This window comes from Kocuria sediminis, assembly GCF_009735315.1.
Lineage (GTDB): Bacteria > Actinomycetota > Actinomycetes > Actinomycetales > Micrococcaceae > Kocuria > Kocuria turfanensis.
Map to the genome: position 1 here is coordinate 197717 of NZ_WOGU01000003.1, position 15203 is coordinate 212919.

A 15203-nucleotide genomic window follows, 5' to 3' on the forward strand; every position below is an offset into this window, starting at 1 on the left:
CTATCCCCGCACGGGGACCGCGTCCAGCACGGAGGCCCCCGTGCCGGCGTACCGCCCGGGCTCGGCGCTGAGCACCGTCAGCCCGTGCACCAGGGCGGTGGCCGCGGTCAGGCCGGCCACCGGATCGGCCGTCCCCGCGGCGCCGAGGGCGCCCCACGCCCTGCTCACGGCGGCGTCCACGGGCAGCACACGGTCCGGGAAGCGCCGCTCCAGCTGCTCGGTCCACCGCGTCTCGTCGGGCCGGTCCGACAGCAGCTCCCCCAGCACCAGGGCGGACAGGAACAGCCGCCGGTGGCCGTGCCGCCGCAGGGCACCGGCCAGCTCGGGCGAGCGCTCCGGGGTGCGCACCCCGAGCAGCACGGATCGGTCCAGGAGCAGGTCCACGGGGTCGGTCCTCCGCCGGCCCTCAGGCCGCGGCGGCGAGGCGGTCGCGGACGGGGGCCAGCAGGAAGTCCACGAACTCCGTGCGCGCCTGCACCACGCGGGCGTAGTCGTCGATGCTCATCGCCGCGCAGCCGAGCACGGCCGGAGCCGCGGGAACGGGGGCGGGACCGCCCGGGCGGGCGACGGCGACGGTGGGAAGGGCGTCTGACATGACCGGGATCCTTCGGGCGCTCTTGCTCGCACCGGGTGCCGCCACGGCGGCGATGCGAGCCGCTTCGTCATCCGAACCACCCGTGAACATGGGGTTGGTGCCCGGTCTAGTCGGAGCTTGACGACCGGATCTCTTGAAGCTGTCCCCCATTCAACCACATCGCCCCCGCCCGGTCCCGTCCGGCCGGTGCGGCCGGGCGTGTGAGCCGGCCTTCCCCGACCCGTCACCGTGACGACACCTCGCCGACACATCGCTGCGCTGGAATGGGTGGCGAGCACCCGGGCGAGCCCCGACATTACGGTTCGGTGACACAAGTCATGGCCGTCTTGCCGGTCTGTCGGAGACGCGGGGTAGCCTGGTCCTGCTTCTCGAGATGCGGCGTCCGCGTGCTCGACGGAGGGCGCACCGCCCTCCGGAGGGACCGCGGAGGGGCTCCGACCCGCTGCGCGCCAACCCGATGTTCCCGGGTGGATCGGATGACGAAGCGGTGGGCAACGACATCGGATGCCTGCAAGAACGTCAGGAGAAAACATGACCATGTCCGAAGAAAGAACAACCTCCACCGACCAGCGGGAGGAGTGGATCGACGTCACCGTCACCGCCCTCCCCGATCTGCACCTCGTCCGGCTCACCTCGACGGACGGCGACGTGCAGGAGTACCTCAGCCCGGAGGCCGACGACCTCGCCGCCGCGGCGGAGCACACGGCGGGCACCGCGCAATGGTGCGCCAAGTACCGCCAGCTTCTCGTCCCCGGCGCCCTGGCGGCGACCGGACGGCACCCGTTCTTCAAGCTCCACCCCGCGTCCCTCCCGCTGTCGGCGTAGCCGGCGGGCAGGACGCGACGAAGGCCGCAGCCCGGCGGGCTGCGGCCTTCGTCGTGCGGCCTCCGACGCGCCGCCGGCATGACCTGGCCGGCATCACGGGATGGACCCCAGGAGGTCGGGGCCGCGGGGCCTGCCTCGTGCGGCGCCCCGAACGCGGCAGGAGGGGCCCCGCAGCGCAGCGGCTCACTCCAAGCCGTAGTCCCCGGCCGACCCCCAGCCCTGCCCCGCCTCGTCGGCGGAGCCGTCCAGGTCCCACTCGGAGACCTCGAGCTCGAAGGGCACGGAGACGTCGAGCTCGGCGTCGGAGACCCGGTTCACCACGAACGGGTCCTCCTCGTCCGGCGAGCGGGACGGGACGGGTCCGGTCATGCGAGGTCCTCCCGGTCTGCGACGGCACAACACCTGACGACACAACGCCCGAGGGCGCGACGTCCGACGGCGCCAGAGGCGCCGGCGGGACAGGCGGCCGCCTGCCGGCCGCGGCCGCCGGAACGGCAGAACCGCCCCCGGGCGCATGCCCGGCGGCGGTTCTGGACGATCAACGGGCCTGTGGGCCCCTTGAGGAGAACGTCAGGAGATGACGGTGATGTTCGCGGCCTGGGGGCCCTTGGGGCCGTCCTGGGTCTCGAACTCGACGCGGTCGTTCTCGTTCAGGGAGCGGAAGCCACCCGAGTTGATCGCGGAGAAGTGGGCGAAGACGTCCTTGGAGCCGTCCTCGGGAGTGATGAAGCCGAAGCCCTTGTCAGCGTTGAACCACTTGACGATACCGGTAGTCATGGTGAGACCTGATCTTTCGTGAGATGAACGTTTCCCGACGTTCGAGAAACACAAGAGTTGTGATGCGTGGAAAACGTCTTCTCAGAAAAACTGCTGCACCCGGATGGGCCGAACTGCTTGAAATACAAAAACGACAACCTCAACAACTTCCCACCACTGTACACGAGTTCCGGCGACCCGCCACCCCGGCCCGCGGCGGTCGCCGGCCGCGGCCGGCGCTCAGCCCGCCAGCAGCTCGTCGGCGACCGCCCGCACGCGCGCCCGCTCCTCCTGGTCCGGGGGGAAGACGTCGGCGGCGTCGGCGAACCACACGCCGTCGGCCAGCAGCCGCACGGCCAGCAGGCGGGTGCGCCGCTCGACGGGCAGGTCCTCAGGAAGGTCCACCCAGGGGGCGATCCGCTCGGCCCAGTGCTTCTTGAGCTTGGCCCGCAGCCGCTGGTCGGTGAGCATCACGAGGTCGGTCTCGTCGACCTCCCCGGACAGGCACCAGTCCAGGTAGGCGCGCATCCGCTCCTCGGCGGGCACCTGCTCCGGCGGGGCGGGCAGGCGCCGGGTCATCTCCGCGTCCCAGCCGTCCAGGACCCGGTCCACCAGGGCGAGCATGAGCGCCTCCTTGGTCCGGAAGTGGTACATCACCCCCGGCTTGCTCAGTCCCACCCGGCGGGCGGTCGACTCCAGGGACACCGTGCCGCCGCTGCGCACGAGTTCGAGGGCGCCGTCCAGGATGCGGTCGCGGGTGGAGGAGTTCATGGGAGCTACTTTACCAACCGGAAGGTTGGTGGCACCATGTGACGCAGGCCGGTGCCCCGTCCAGGCGGAACAGCGGCCCGCCGCGGGGACGACGACGTCCCGCTCCGCCCGGTCCGCCCGGACCGGAGTGTGGGTGACCCCACGAGATCCGGACCACCCTTCTCAGGAGGACCCGACATGACCGCTGCCCTGTCCACATCCGCTCCCGAGAGCGAGGCTCCGCCCAGCGCGCGGACCCGTCCCAAGGTCAACCGCGCCGTCTTCGCCGGCTCGGGCGTCAGCATCGTCGTGTTCTCCCTCTGGGCGATCCTGGCCCCGGAGCAGGCCTCCACGGTGATCGCCGCCGTGGTCGGCTGGATCGCGACCAACATGGGCTGGTTCTACGTGCTCACCGCCGCCGTGGTGACGGCGTTCGTGGTGATCGTCGCGGTCTCCCGCGAGGGCACCATCAAGATGGGCCCGGACCACTCCAAGCCGCAGTACAACCTGTTCACCTGGACCGCGATGCTCTTCGCGGCCGGGATCGGGATCGACCTGCTGTTCTTCTCCGTGGCCGAGCCGGTCACCCAGTACTACGGCCCGCCGGCCGGCGAGGGCGGGACCGCCGAGGCGACCCGCATGGCCGTGGTGTGGACGCTGTTCCACTACGGCGTGATCGGCTGGGCGATGTACGCCCTGATGGGCATGGCCTTCGGCTACTTCGCCTACCGGTGGAACATGCCGCTGAGCATCCGCTCGGCCCTCTACCCGCTGATCGGCCGGCGGGTGCACGGCCGGGCCGGGGACGCCGTGGACATCGCCGCGCTGCTGGGCACGATCTTCGGTGTGGCCACCTCTCTGGGCATCGGCGTGGTCCAGCTCAACTACGGCCTGTACCTGCTGTTCGGGATCGAGGAGGGCATCGCCGCGCAGACCGCCCTGATCGTCGTGGCCGTGGTCATGGCCACCGCCTCCTGCGTCTCCGGCGTGGACAAGGGCATCCGCCGGCTCTCCGAGCTCAACGTCCTGATGGCCGTGGCCCTCGTGGCCTGGGTGCTGATCGCCGGGCGCACGTCCTTCCTGCTCGACGCCACCGTGAAGAACCTCGGCGACTACGTGGCCGAGCTGCCCTCGATGGCCCTCGACACCTTCGCCTACACCGGGGCGGCGGAGTGGATGGCCGGGTGGACCCTGTTCTTCTGGGCCTGGTGGATCGCCTGGGCGCCGTTCGTGGGGCTGTTCCTGGCCCGCATCTCCCGCGGCCGCACCCTGCGCGAGTTCGTGGTCGCGACCCTGACCGTGCCGTTCGTGTTCATCCTGATCCTGGTCTCGGTCTTCGGCAACAGCGCCCTGGAGATCGTCACCGGCGGCGACGACGCGTTCGGACAGGCCGCCATGAACACCCCCGAGCGGGCCTTCTACTCCCTGCTCGAGCAGTACCCCGGAGCGCCGCTGCTCATCGCGCTCGCGACCCTGTCCGGGCTGCTGTTCTACGTCACCAGCGCCGACTCCGGGGCGCTCGTGATGTCCACGTTCACCTCGACCATCCAGGACCCCACGCAGGACGGGCCCAAGTGGTTGCGCGTGTTCTGGGCCGCGGCCACCGGCCTGCTCACCCTGGCCATGCTGCTCGTGGGCGGGGTGCCGACCCTGCAGGCCGCCACGCTGATCATCGGCCTGCCCTTCTCCATCGTGATGTACCTCGTGATGATCGGGTTCTGGAAGGCCCTGCGCGCCGAGCGCTCCCAGCGCGAGGGCCGCTCCGCGACCCGCCGCTCCGTGACGGCCTCCCGCACCCCCGGCCCCGACAGCCAGTGGCGGCGCCGGCTCACCCGCATCGGCTCCTTCCCGGGCCCGCGCGCGGTGCGCCGCTACGAGGAGCAGGTGCTGGCCCCCGCCCTGGCCGAGGTCGTCGAGGAGTTCTGCACCCAGGGCCATGCCGCCGAGCTGTCCAGCTCGGAGGTCGGCTACCAGGGGTTGTCCGAGTACACGCTGACCGTGCCGATGGGCGACGACCGGGACTTCTGCTACCAGATCTACCCCGTGGCCACCCCGGTCCCGGCCTTCGGCGGGTTCCGCACCAACCCCGACTCGGACCTCTACTACCGCCTGGAGGTCTTCAACGAGACCGGCTCGCAGGGCACCGACGTCATGGACTGGAACCGCGAGCAGCTCATCAACGACGTCCTCGACAACTGGGAGGCCCACCTGGCCTTCCTGAGCATCCACACCGGGCCGTCCAAGATCCAGGCCGGCGCCGAGGGGCACCCCGACTGGTCCACCGACATCCACGACGTGCCGACGGGGCAGACCCCCGCGGTGACGAAGGAGGCACACCCGTGACCGAGACCCTGTTCATCGACGGACGCTGGACGGCCGCCGCCGCCGGCGGCACCCGCGCCATCGTCTGCCCCGCCGACGGCACCGAGGTCGGGATCGTGGCCGAGGCCACGGCCGAGGACACCGAGCGCGCCGTCGCCGCGGCCCGCCGCGCCTTCGACGACGGCCGCTGGTCCTCGGTGCCCGGCCCGGAGCGCGGGGACCTGCTGCTGCGGGTCGCCGCCCGCCTGCGCGAGCGCAAGGACGAGTTCGCCCGCGCCGAGTCCCTCGACACCGGCAAGCGGCTGGTGGAGTCCGAGATCGACATGGACGACATCGCCGCCTGCTTCACGTGGTTCGGCAAGAACGCCGCCGAGCACGCCGGCCGCGTCGTCGACGCCGGGGACCCGACCGTGGTGTCCACGGTCGTCACCGAGCCCGTGGGCGTGTGCGGGCTGATCACGCCCTGGAACTACCCGCTGCTGCAGGCCGCCTGGAAGATCGCCCCGGCGCTCGCCGCCGGGTGCACCTTCGTGCTCAAGCCCGCCGAGCTCACCCCGCACACGGCGATCCTGATGATGCAGGTCCTCCAGGAGGTCGGCCTGCCCGACGGCGTGGCCAACCTCGTGCTCGGCGCCGGCGCCGCGGCCGGCGCGCCGCTGGCCGTCCACACGGACGTGGACCTGGTCTCCTTCACCGGCGGGGTGCTGACCGGCCGGGCGATCGCCGCCGCGGCCGCGCCCACGGTGAAGAAGATCGCCCTGGAGCTGGGCGGGAAGAACCCCAACGTGGTCTTCGCCGACGCCGACTTCGACGCCGCCGTGGACAACGCGCTCAACGGCGCGTTCGTGCACTCCGGACAGGTCTGCTCCGCCGGGGCGCGGCTGGTGGTCGAGGAGTCGATCGCCGAGCGCTTCGTCGACGAGCTCGTCCGCCGCGCCGAGGGCATCCGCCTCGGCGGGCCCTTCGACGAGCAGGCCGAGACCGGAGCGCTGATCTCGGCCGCCCAGCGGGAGAAGGTGCACGCCTACGTCGAGTCCGCCCGGGAGCAGGGCGCGCGGATCCGCACCGGCGGCGAGTTCGCCACGGGGACGTCCGCCGACGGCTCGCTGGACCTCGAGCAGGGCTTCTTCTACCGGCCCACGGTGATCGACCGCTGCACCCGCGAGATGGACTGCGTGCACGACGAGGCCTTCGGCCCGACCGTCACGGTCGAGACCTTCACGACCGAGGACGAGGCGGTGGAGATCGGCAACGACACCATCTACGGCCTCGCCGGGGCCGTGTGGACCTCCGACGCCGGGCGCGCCCAGCGGGTGGCCGCCCGCCTGCGCCACGGCACGATCTGGATCAACGACTTCCACCCCTACCTGCCGCAGGCCGAGTGGGGCGGGATGAAGCAGTCCGGCATCGGCCGTGAGCTCGGCCCCACCGGCCTGGGCGAGTACCAGGAGCTCAAGCACGTCTACCAGAACACCGCCCCCGCCGTGACCGGCTGGTTCGCCGCGCGCTGACCCGCGCCCGCCCGGCATCGCCCCCCCTCCACCCCGGGACGGCGACGCCGCGGCGCCCGCGGTCCCGCACGGACCCGAGACCCCTGAGACCCCGAGACGTCGAGGAGAGACATGAGCACGCCCAGCCCCACCCCCGCCCCCGAGACCCCGCAGGAGTTCGACTACCTGGTGGTCGGCGGCGGCTCCGCCGGAGCCGTCGTCGCCGCGCGGCTGTCCGAGGACCCGGCCGTGACGGTCGGGCTCGTCGAGGCCGGCCCGCACGACCAGGACCTCGACGAGGTGCTCACCCTCAGCCGCTGGATGGAGCTGCTGGAGTCCGGCTACGACTGGGACTACCCCCTCGAGGAGCAGGAGAACGGCAACTCCTTCATGCGCATGGCCCGGGCCAAGGTGCTCGGCGGCTGCTCCTCCCACAACTCGTGCATCGCGTTCTGGGCCCCGGCCGAGGACCTCGACGAGTGGGAGGAGGTCCACGGCGCCGAGGGCTGGAACGCCGAGACCGCCTTCCGGCTCTACCAGAAGCTCGAGACCAACGACGACGGGGGCGCCCACCACGGCCACGACGGCCCCGTGCACCTGATGCAGATCCCCGACGCCGACCCCTGCGGCGTCGCGCTGCTGGAGGCCTGCGAGCAGGCCGGCATCCCCCGCACACCGTTCAACACCGGCAAGACCGTGGTCGAGGGCGCGAACTTCTTCCAGATCAACCGCCGGCCGGACGGCACCCGCGCCTCGGCCTCGGTGTCCTACCTCCACCCCGTCGCGGACCGGGGAAACCTCACGGTCCTGCACTCCACCCAGGCCAGGCGCGTGGTCGTGGAGGACGGCCGGGCCGTGGGCGTGGAGGTCGTCGACAACGCCTTCGGCACCGCGCGCACCGTGCGCGCCCGCCGCGAGGTGGTCGTCTCCGCCGGGGCCATCGACACCCCCAAGCTGCTGATGCTCTCCGGGATCGGCCCCGCCGAGCACCTGCGCGAGGTCGGCGTGGACGTGCTCGTGGACTCCCCCGGTGTGGGCTCCCACCTGCAGGACCACCCCGAGGGCGTGATCCAGTGGGAGGCGAGGAAGCCGATGGTCACCGAGTCCACCCAGTGGTGGGAGGCCGGGATCTTCACCCGGGTCGACCCCGAGGGCGACCGGCCGGACCTGATGATGCACTACGGCTCCGTCAACTTCGACATGCACACCTACCGGCAGGGCTACCCCACCGCCGACAACGCCTTCTGCCTCACCCCCAACGTCACCCACGCCCGCTCCCGCGGCACCGTGCGGCTGCGCTCGCGGGACTTCCGGGACAAGCCGAAGGTCGACCCCCGGTACTTCACCGACCCCGAGGGCTACGACATGCGGATCATGACCGCCGGGATCCGCAGGGCCCGCGAGATCGTGGCGCAGTCCCCGCTGGCCGAGTGGGCCGGGCGGGAGCTGTTCCCGGGCGAGGACGTGCAGACGGACGAGGAGATCGCCGACTACGTGCGCCGCACCCACAACACCGTCTACCACCCGGCCGGCTCCTGCCGGATGGGCCCGGTGGACGACGCGATGTCCCCGCTGGACCCGCAGCTGCGGGTCAAGGGCGTGCGCGGGCTGCGGGTGGCCGACGCCTCGGTGATGCCGGAGCTGGTGACCGTCAACCCCAACATCACCGTCTACATGATCGGTGAGCGGGCCGCCGAGCTGATCGCCGCGGACGCCGGCGACCGGGCGGGCGCCCCGAGCGCGTAGCCGCGGAGCGGACCGCGCCCCGAGGGTGCGGACGAGGACGGGCCCCGGGTCGGACGACCCGGGGCCCGTCGCCGTTCCCGGCCGGGAGCGGCTCAGCTCATCAGCTTGTCGACCAGCGCCTGGGCGAACTCCGGGGAGACGTCCCCGTAGTTGAGCGAGAAGTCCTCGTCCACCTTCGCGGGCAGCAGTCCCGAGCACAGCACCGCGGCGCGGGCGTAGAGCCCGGCCAGCTCCGCGCCGATGGGCACGGACAGCAGCTCCAGCTCGGGGTCGTAGGAGACGATCGGCACCCCGGCCTGCCGCGCCGCGAGGTGCTTGCCGATGCCCGAGGCCACGAACCGCGCGTGGCCGGACTCGACGTCGGCCGGGGTGCGGAAGGCGTAGCGCGTCCGGTGGTGGTGGTTGATCCGGTACAGCCCGGGCCGGTTCCGGTCCTCGGTGGGCTCCCAGGTGGCGTCCTCGGGCACGAACCGCTCGGCGACCCCGTTGTACTGCATCTCCGCGCGCCGCAGCTGCTCCTCGACCTCCGACAGCGGGGGCAGGGTCTCCAGCATCGCGGGCCCGGCGTCGAGCACCACGTCGCAGAAACCCGCGGGCAGCGCCGCCTGCAGCTTCTCGAGGTCCACGTCCTGCAGCAGGGTCGTCCCGTGGTCCTCCGGGGAGAGCACCACCACGGAGGCCTCCTGCGCGGCGGCCGCCTCGGCCACCACGGCCTCCTTCTCCGGCGTCCACCCACCGGTGAGCAGCACGGAGCCGTCCACGAGCTGGGTCAGGGACGGCCCGCAGACCTGCCAGCGGCGCACGGTCCAGTGCTCGTCGCGGACCACCTCCAGGAAGCCCAGGGCCTGCAGGTGGCCCACGAACCACTCCTCGAACCGCTCCGAGTCCTCCAGCTGCCGGGCGAGGATCGACAGGCTGGAGCGCTTGCCCCCGCCCAGGAAGGTGAGGGCGTCGCGGAACGGCGCCCAGGACGTGGGGTACTCCCCCTCGTCGGGACCGATGAAGCGCAGCGCGTCCACGGACCCGGTGGAGGTGATCGCCGACGGCTTCGTGAGCCGCCCGGGGTAGCGCTTCTGCAGCCCGCACTGGGCGCACTGCCCGAAGATCCAGGGCGCCTTCGCCTTCGGCTCCATGGCGGGCAGCACGATCCGGTGCCGGCCGGTGGCCAGGCAGGAGCGTCCCTCCGGCTCGGGCAGCACGTTGGTGCGCTCGAGCAGCAGCTGCCCCTCGGAGGAGTGCCAGCCGGGGGCACCCGGCACCTCGTGCTCCTCGGGCGCCGGGCGCGCGGGGAGGTTGTCGAAGGCGCCCTGCACGTAGTGCTCGGGCAGCTGCCCCACCGTGGAGGCGGTGACCGGCCACAGCGGCTCGTCCGCCACGTGCACCATCTCCCCCTCGTAGCCGAGGGAGCGCTGGGTCAGGTAGAAGGACGAGTCCCGCAGCTTGAACTCCCGGCGCTGCCTGACCGTGCGCCCGGCCTTGAGCACCAGCGTGTAGTCGTTGGGCTTGAGCGTCCCGTCGGCCCGGGCCAGGGGCGTGCCCTGGAGGGAGATCTGGAACGGCGGCACCCGGGACTCGGCGAGCTTCGCCTTCTCCAGCTTGAACGAGTGCGGGTTGCGCCACTCGCACTCCACGGTCAGCGGCACGTCCGAGTCCGAGGTGATCGTCACCTGCGGAGGCCGCTGCGTGGACCACCGCACCACGTCACCGGGGATGCGCAGGCCCCCCGAGAGGGTCACCGCCGGCACCAGCCGCGGCACGAGGCCGGAGAAGTTGTCGTTGGCGGTGAGCTCCGGGTTGCCCGCCCGCAGCACCTGCACGTCGTCGAACATCACCCAGCCCTCCGCGAGGCCGTGCGTGCCGGCCTCCACGAAGCGGTAGTCCGGGGACGCGGAGTCGTCGAGCACGCGCTTGATCTGGGCGATCCACTCCGGCTCGTCCCGGACCATGATCCGGCAGGGCCAGGCCGCGGGGATGTGGTCCACCGAGATGAAGGTGTCCGAGAACCCGTCCTTGGCGAAGATGACGACCGGCCGCGGATTGCGCTCGAAGCGCACGTCCCCGGCGCTGAGCCGCAGCGCCCCGCCCAGCAGCGTCCCCGGGTCCGTCCGGGCAGTGTAGGCCGACACGCCCAGGAAGGCGTCCCCGATGAAGGACAGGAACACGGTGCGGGGACCCGCGGTGGTCTCCAGCTCCACCTCCCGGCCGGAGAGGAACCGCTTGGGCACCACGAAGCCGAGCTCGAACACGGGGTTGCCCACGTAGTCGGTGCTGTCCGCCAGGGACAGCGAGCACGACTTGACGGCGCTGCGGCCGGGGCCGCGGACGTGCGCGCGGACCTCGGCGCGGGCCTGCTCGCGGGACTGCTCCCACACGGCGAGCTCGGCGAGGGCGATCTCCAATCCCGGCTCCCGGGTCAGCGGGTTCGCCCAGACCTGCTTCATGGCCTTCGAGGCCTTGGTCTCGGCCATGTCCAGCCAGAAGTCGAGATAGACCCCGAGCTCTGCCGCGGACAGACCCTGGGCGGTGGTCATCCCCAGGTCCTCGAACATCCGGTGCAGCTGGCGGCGCTCGGCCTCCCCGAACATCGTCTGGGACAGCGCGAGCCCCACGGGCCGCTGGTTCACCGCGTACGCCGTGGGCAGCCCGATCTCGCCGTCGCGCAGCTCCAGCCAGTAGCGCAGCGCGTCCCAGTACGCCTCGGTGTCCTTCTTGAACGAGGACTCCAGGGCCTTGGCGTTGTCCGGGCCGGCCTGCAGCAGCACGGTCAGCGGCAGGAAGAAGGTCGAGACGGACTTGTTGCCCGTGCGCGCCGCCAGGGTGGACATGTGCCGCCCGGCGAGCGCGAACAGCGCCAGCAGCGCGACGACGGGCGGCGGCGGGATCTCCGCGATGGAGTCCAGGCTGCGGCGGGTGGCGCGGTACCACTGGCCGTTGAGGCGGTTGAACACGTCGAACACGGAGCGCCGGCCGTCCCCGGTCACCAGCAGGGGGGTGACGGAGTCCGCGAGCGCCCGCAGCGCCGAGGGCCCGTCGAGCCCGCGCTCCTCGCCGATCGCGGCGAGGACCTTGTCGTCGAGGTCGAGGTAGATCAGCTCCCCCGCCCGCTCCGGGCCGAAGAAGGCCGCGCAGACGGCGTCGTTCCACCGGAGGTAGGCGAGCTCCTCGGCACTGTCGGCAATGGCATGGTCTCCGAGGTGGAGCCCAGCAGTGTCGGGCACGAGTCCTCCGTCCGCGGCCGCACGTGGGGCCGCTGTCGTCGTTCGAGGGGTCGCCTCGATTATAGATAGCCCGCGGGGGGCCTCCGCACGCTCGTGGTTCGTCCGCGCGGGCGGATACGGTGGGGGGATGCAATCCCTCCCCGGTCCCCTCGTGGACGCCCGGCGGCTCGTGGCCGCCTCCGGGCCGGCCGTCTTCCAGCGCGGCCAGGAGTACTTCCGTGCCGGGCGTGTCCGGACGGTGCGGTGGTCCCCGGGGACCCAGGGGGCGGGCAGCCTCTCCGCCGAGGTGGAGGGCTCGGGCTCCGTGTACAGCGTCACCGTGCGCGTCGGCACCGGCGGCGCCCCGGGGCCGGCGTGGTGCAGCTGCCCCGCCGGGGGCTTCTGCAAGCACGCCGTCGCCACGGTGCTGCGCCACAACTTCGAGACCGCCGTGCGCGCCCACCGGCCCGGCGGCAGCGCGGCACCCCTCTCCCCCGGGGGCCGGGCCGCGACCGGGGACACGGCTGCGGGCGGCACGGCCACCGGCCGGGAAGAGCAGGCGGACTGGAAGGACGCCCTGGCCGAGATCCTCGGCGGCGCGGGACCGGCCGCCCCGGCCCCGGAGGACCCGTCCGGGGTGGCGCTGGAGTTCGACCTGCGCCGCGAGCCCTACCGCTACGTGCACGGCACGGGCCGCGCGGGCTCCCCGTGGCACCTCTACGTGCGGCCGGTCCGCAGGGGCCGCCGGGGCCAGTGGATCAAGGGCGGGCTGGACTGGGAGACCGTCGGCGGGGATCCCGGCGCCGGGCCGCTGAGTCCCGGCCAGGCGGACTGGTTCGACGAGCTCCGGGCGCTGAGCGCCACCCGCACCCCCTACGCGGTGCACGACCGGCACTGGATCCGCCTGGACTCCTACGCCTCACCGCTGCTGTGGGGCATCCTCGCCCGCGCCGAGGACGCCGGGATCGCCCTGGTCGGCCGGGAGCACGGGCTGCCGGTGACGGTCGAGGAGCCGGGACGCTTCCACGTGGACGTCGTCCGCGGCCCCGGGAAGGACCTGCAGCTGCGGCCCACCGTGGACAGCGGCGGACGCCGGATCGCGCTGGACACCGCCCGGATCATCGGCGACCCCGGGCACGGGCTGTTCGCCCCGGACGGGGACCCCCGGGACGTCGCGGACACCGAGGACCTCAACGTCTTCCCGCTGCGCCTGGTGCCCCTGGCCACCCGGCTCACCCGGGAGCAGCGGCGGTTCCTGGACACCGCGGGCGGTCTGACGATCCCCCCGGACGAGGTGGAGGAGTTCTTCGACCGCTACTTCCCCCGCCTGCACCGGAGCATGGACGTGGACAACGGGGACGGGTCCATCGAGCTGCCGCAGGTCGCCGACCCCGAGCTGGTGCTCACCCTGGAGCACCAGGAGCTGACCATCCGCGCCCGGTGGGAGTGGGAGTACCAGAAGGGCCGGGACCGGGTCCGGCTGCCCTTCCGCCCGGTGGACCCGCTCGCCGACGAGCCGGTGCACCGCGAGTCCTCCTGGGAGACCGCCGTCACCGCCGCGGTCCGGCACCGCGCCCCGGGCGTGGACCTCCGCCGCTCCAGCTACGTGGCGGCGGACGCCCTGGTGCTCGTGCGGCAGTGGCTGCCCGCCCTGGAGAAGATCCCGGACCTGCGGGTTGAGCACACCGGCGGGCGCCCGGCCTATCAGCAGATCACCGACCCGCCCACCATCACCGTCAGCACCGCCCCCACGGAGCGCCGCGACTGGTTCGACCTCGGGGTCACGGTCAAGGTGGGCGAGTTCTACATCTCCTTCGCCGACGTCTTCCGCGCCCTGGACCTCGGCCAGGACGTGATGCTGGCCCCGGACGGGTCGTGGTTCTCCCTGGACCGGCCCGAGTTCGACCGGCTGCGCGAGCTCATCGCCGAGGCCCGTTCCCTGCAGGAGACCCCGGAGGGCCCGCTGCGGATCCACCGCCACCAGGCGGGGCTGTGGGAGGAGTTCGAGGACCTCGCGGCCGAGACGGACCAGGCCGAGGCCTGGCGGGCGTCGGTGCGCTCCCTCCTGGAGCTCGAGACGCTCGAGGCGCCCGCCGTGCCGGCGTCCCTGCACGCCGAGCTGCGCCCGTACCAGCGCGACGGCTTCTCCTGGCTGAGCGTGCTGTGGGACCACGGGCTCGGCGGCATCCTCGCCGACGACATGGGTCTGGGCAAGACGGTCCAGGCGATCGCCCTGATCTGCCGCGCCGTCGAGCGCGACCCGGACCTCCCGCCCTTCCTCGTGGTGGCGCCCACCTCCGTGGTCCCCAACTGGGTGGCTGAGATCCGCCGCTTCGCCCCGTCCCTCACGGCCGTGGGCGTGACCGACACCCAGGCCAAGGCCGGCACCGCGCTCGCGGACACCGCCGCCGGCGCCCACGTGGTCGTCACCTCGTACACGCTGCTGCGCCTGGACGAGAGCGCCTACCGGGGCATCCCCTGGGCGGGGGTGCTGCTCGACGAGGCGCAGTTCGTCAAGAACCCCCGGACCAAGGCGCACCGGGCGGTCCGGGACCTCGAGACCCCGTTCACGCTCGCGATCACGGGCACCCCCCTGGAGAACAGCCTCGTGGAGCTGTGGGCGCTGCTGTCCCTGACGGCGCCGGGCCTGTTCCCGTCGCGGCGGAAGTTCACCGAGACCTACCAGCGCCCCATCGAGCGCGGGGAGGACGCCGCGGCGCTGGCCCGCCTGCGCCGGCGCGTGAAGCCGCTCATGCTCCGGCGCACCAAGGAATCCGTGGACCTGGAGCTGCCGCCGAAGCTCGAGCAGACCATCGAGGTGGAGCTCTCCCCCGCCCACCGCCGGCTCTACGACACCCGTCTGCAGCGCGAGCGGCAGAAGGTCCTGGGACTGCTGCGGGACCTGGACCGGAACCGGTTCACGATCTTCCAGTCCCTGACCACGCTGCGCCTGCTGAGCCTCGACGCCTCCCTCGTGGACCCCGAGGCGGAGGTCTCCTCGAGCAAGCTGGACCTGCTCTTCGAGCACCTGCCGGAGATCGTGGCCGAGGGCCACCGCCCGCTGGTGTTCAGCCAGTTCACGAGCTTCCTCAAGAAGGCCGCGGCCCGCCTGGACGAGCTGAGGATCCCCTACGCCTACCTGGACGGCTCGACGACCGACCGGGCGCGGGTGCTCGAGCGCTTCACCTCCGGGGAGGCGCCCGTGTTCCTGGTGAGCCTCAAGGCGGGCGGCTTCGGGCTGAACCTCACCCAGGCCGACTACTGCTTCCTGCTCGACCCGTGGTGGAACCCCGCCACGGAGGAGCAGGCCGTGGACCGCACCCACCGCATCGGCCAGCAGAAGAAGGTCATGGTCTACCGGCTCGTCGCCCGGGACACCATCGAGGAGAAGGTCATGGCGCTCAAGGAGCGCAAGGCCCGGCTGTTCACCGCTGTGCTGGACGACGACCGGATGTTCTCCAGCGCGCTCACGGCCGAGGACATCCGGGGGCTGATCGCCCCCTGACCTGGGGCTTTGCCGGC

At 72.5% G+C, this 15203-nt stretch carries 11 protein-coding genes and 1 riboswitch; of the genes, 5 read left to right on the top strand and 6 right to left on the bottom strand.

The window, feature by feature from the left end; translation table 11 throughout:
- Together GMA12_RS05220 and GMA12_RS05225 are read right to left on the bottom strand one after the other, a co-directional pair.
- Complete coding sequence (locus GMA12_RS05220) at positions 1 to 384, bottom strand: PIN domain-containing protein (protein WP_156267842.1); 384 nt, start codon at positions 382 to 384, stop codon at positions 1 to 3.
- Positions 385 to 406: 22 nt separating this feature from the next.
- Entirely contained in the window at positions 407 to 595 is a 189-nt protein-coding gene (locus tag GMA12_RS05225; RefSeq protein ID WP_156267844.1) for a hypothetical protein, read from the bottom strand.
- A gap of 13 nt (positions 596 to 608) precedes the next feature.
- Positions 609 to 734: riboswitch (SAM riboswitch) on the bottom strand.
- Between the two features lie 392 nt (positions 735 to 1126).
- Here GMA12_RS05225 and GMA12_RS05230 point away from each other — a divergent pair.
- Positions 1127 to 1420, top strand: coding sequence for a hypothetical protein (locus GMA12_RS05230; protein ID WP_156267846.1), 294 nt, complete (start codon positions 1127 to 1129; stop codon positions 1418 to 1420).
- A gap of 183 nt (positions 1421 to 1603) precedes the next feature.
- Here the strand turns inward: GMA12_RS05230 and GMA12_RS05235 are convergent, their stop codons facing one another.
- The 3 genes from GMA12_RS05235 to GMA12_RS05245 all read right to left on the bottom strand — a co-directional run bounded on the left by GMA12_RS05235 (position 1604) and on the right by GMA12_RS05245 (position 2947).
- Complete coding sequence (locus tag GMA12_RS05235; protein ID WP_156267848.1) at positions 1604 to 1789, bottom strand: hypothetical protein; 186 nt, start codon at positions 1787 to 1789, stop codon at positions 1604 to 1606.
- A gap of 201 nt (positions 1790 to 1990) precedes the next feature.
- Positions 1991 to 2197 (bottom strand): transcription antiterminator/RNA stability regulator CspE, encoded by a 207-nt coding sequence (gene cspE / locus GMA12_RS05240; protein ID WP_047804984.1) that lies wholly within the window; start codon positions 2195 to 2197, stop codon positions 1991 to 1993.
- A 219-nt stretch (positions 2198 to 2416) separates the two neighbouring features.
- Positions 2417 to 2947 (bottom strand): TetR/AcrR family transcriptional regulator, encoded by a 531-nt coding sequence (locus tag GMA12_RS05245; protein ID WP_156267850.1) that lies wholly within the window; start codon positions 2945 to 2947, stop codon positions 2417 to 2419.
- 177 nt (positions 2948 to 3124) lie between these two features.
- On the opposite strand from GMA12_RS05245, the gene betT reads away from it, so the two are divergent.
- The 3 genes from betT to GMA12_RS05260 all read left to right on the top strand — a co-directional run bounded on the left by betT (position 3125) and on the right by GMA12_RS05260 (position 8484).
- Entirely contained in the window at positions 3125 to 5269 is a 2145-nt protein-coding gene (betT, locus tag GMA12_RS05250; protein ID WP_156267852.1) for a choline BCCT transporter BetT, read from the top strand.
- Entirely contained in the window at positions 5266 to 6759 is a 1494-nt protein-coding gene (locus GMA12_RS05255; RefSeq protein WP_162459498.1) for an aldehyde dehydrogenase family protein, read from the top strand. Before betT ends, GMA12_RS05255 begins: the two co-directional genes overlap by 4 nt.
- Positions 6760 to 6870: 111 nt before the next feature.
- Positions 6871 to 8484 carry a GMC family oxidoreductase gene (locus GMA12_RS05260; RefSeq protein ID WP_156267854.1) on the top strand — a complete coding sequence of 538 codons (1614 nt, stop codon included), beginning with the start codon at positions 6871 to 6873 and terminating at the stop codon, positions 8482 to 8484.
- A 92-nt stretch (positions 8485 to 8576) separates the two neighbouring features.
- On the opposite strand, the gene GMA12_RS05265 is transcribed toward GMA12_RS05260, so the two are convergent.
- A complete protein-coding gene (locus tag GMA12_RS05265) occupies positions 8577 to 11702 on the bottom strand; it encodes a hypothetical protein (protein ID WP_162459499.1) in 3126 nt (1041 codons plus the stop codon).
- 127 nt (positions 11703 to 11829) lie between these two features.
- Between GMA12_RS05265 and GMA12_RS05270 the strand changes: the two genes are divergently transcribed.
- Positions 11830 to 15186 carry a DEAD/DEAH box helicase gene (locus tag GMA12_RS05270; protein WP_156267856.1) on the top strand — a complete coding sequence of 1119 codons (3357 nt, stop codon included), beginning with the start codon at positions 11830 to 11832 and terminating at the stop codon, positions 15184 to 15186.
- Positions 15187 to 15203: the final 17 nt, after the last annotated feature.

Excerpts from the sequence above, each read along its gene's own strand:
- GMA12_RS05225 (WP_156267844.1), bottom strand. The coding sequence starts at position 595 with ATGTCAGACGCCCTTCCCACCGTCGCCGTCGCCCGCCCGGGCGGTCCC.
- betT (WP_156267852.1), top strand. The coding sequence starts at position 3,125 with ATGACCGCTGCCCTGTCCACATCCGCTCCCGAGAGCGAGGCTCCGCCC.
- GMA12_RS05230 (WP_156267846.1), top strand. The coding sequence starts at position 1,127 with ATGACCATGTCCGAAGAAAGAACAACCTCCACCGACCAGCGGGAGGAG.
- cspE (WP_047804984.1), bottom strand. The coding sequence starts at position 2,197 with ATGACTACCGGTATCGTCAAGTGGTTCAACGCTGACAAGGGCTTCGGC.
- GMA12_RS05260 (WP_156267854.1), top strand. The coding sequence starts at position 6,871 with ATGAGCACGCCCAGCCCCACCCCCGCCCCCGAGACCCCGCAGGAGTTC.
- GMA12_RS05235 (WP_156267848.1), bottom strand. The coding sequence starts at position 1,789 with ATGACCGGACCCGTCCCGTCCCGCTCGCCGGACGAGGAGGACCCGTTC.
- GMA12_RS05245 (WP_156267850.1), bottom strand. The coding sequence starts at position 2,947 with ATGAACTCCTCCACCCGCGACCGCATCCTGGACGGCGCCCTCGAACTC.
- GMA12_RS05270 (WP_156267856.1), top strand. The coding sequence starts at position 11,830 with ATGCAATCCCTCCCCGGTCCCCTCGTGGACGCCCGGCGGCTCGTGGCC.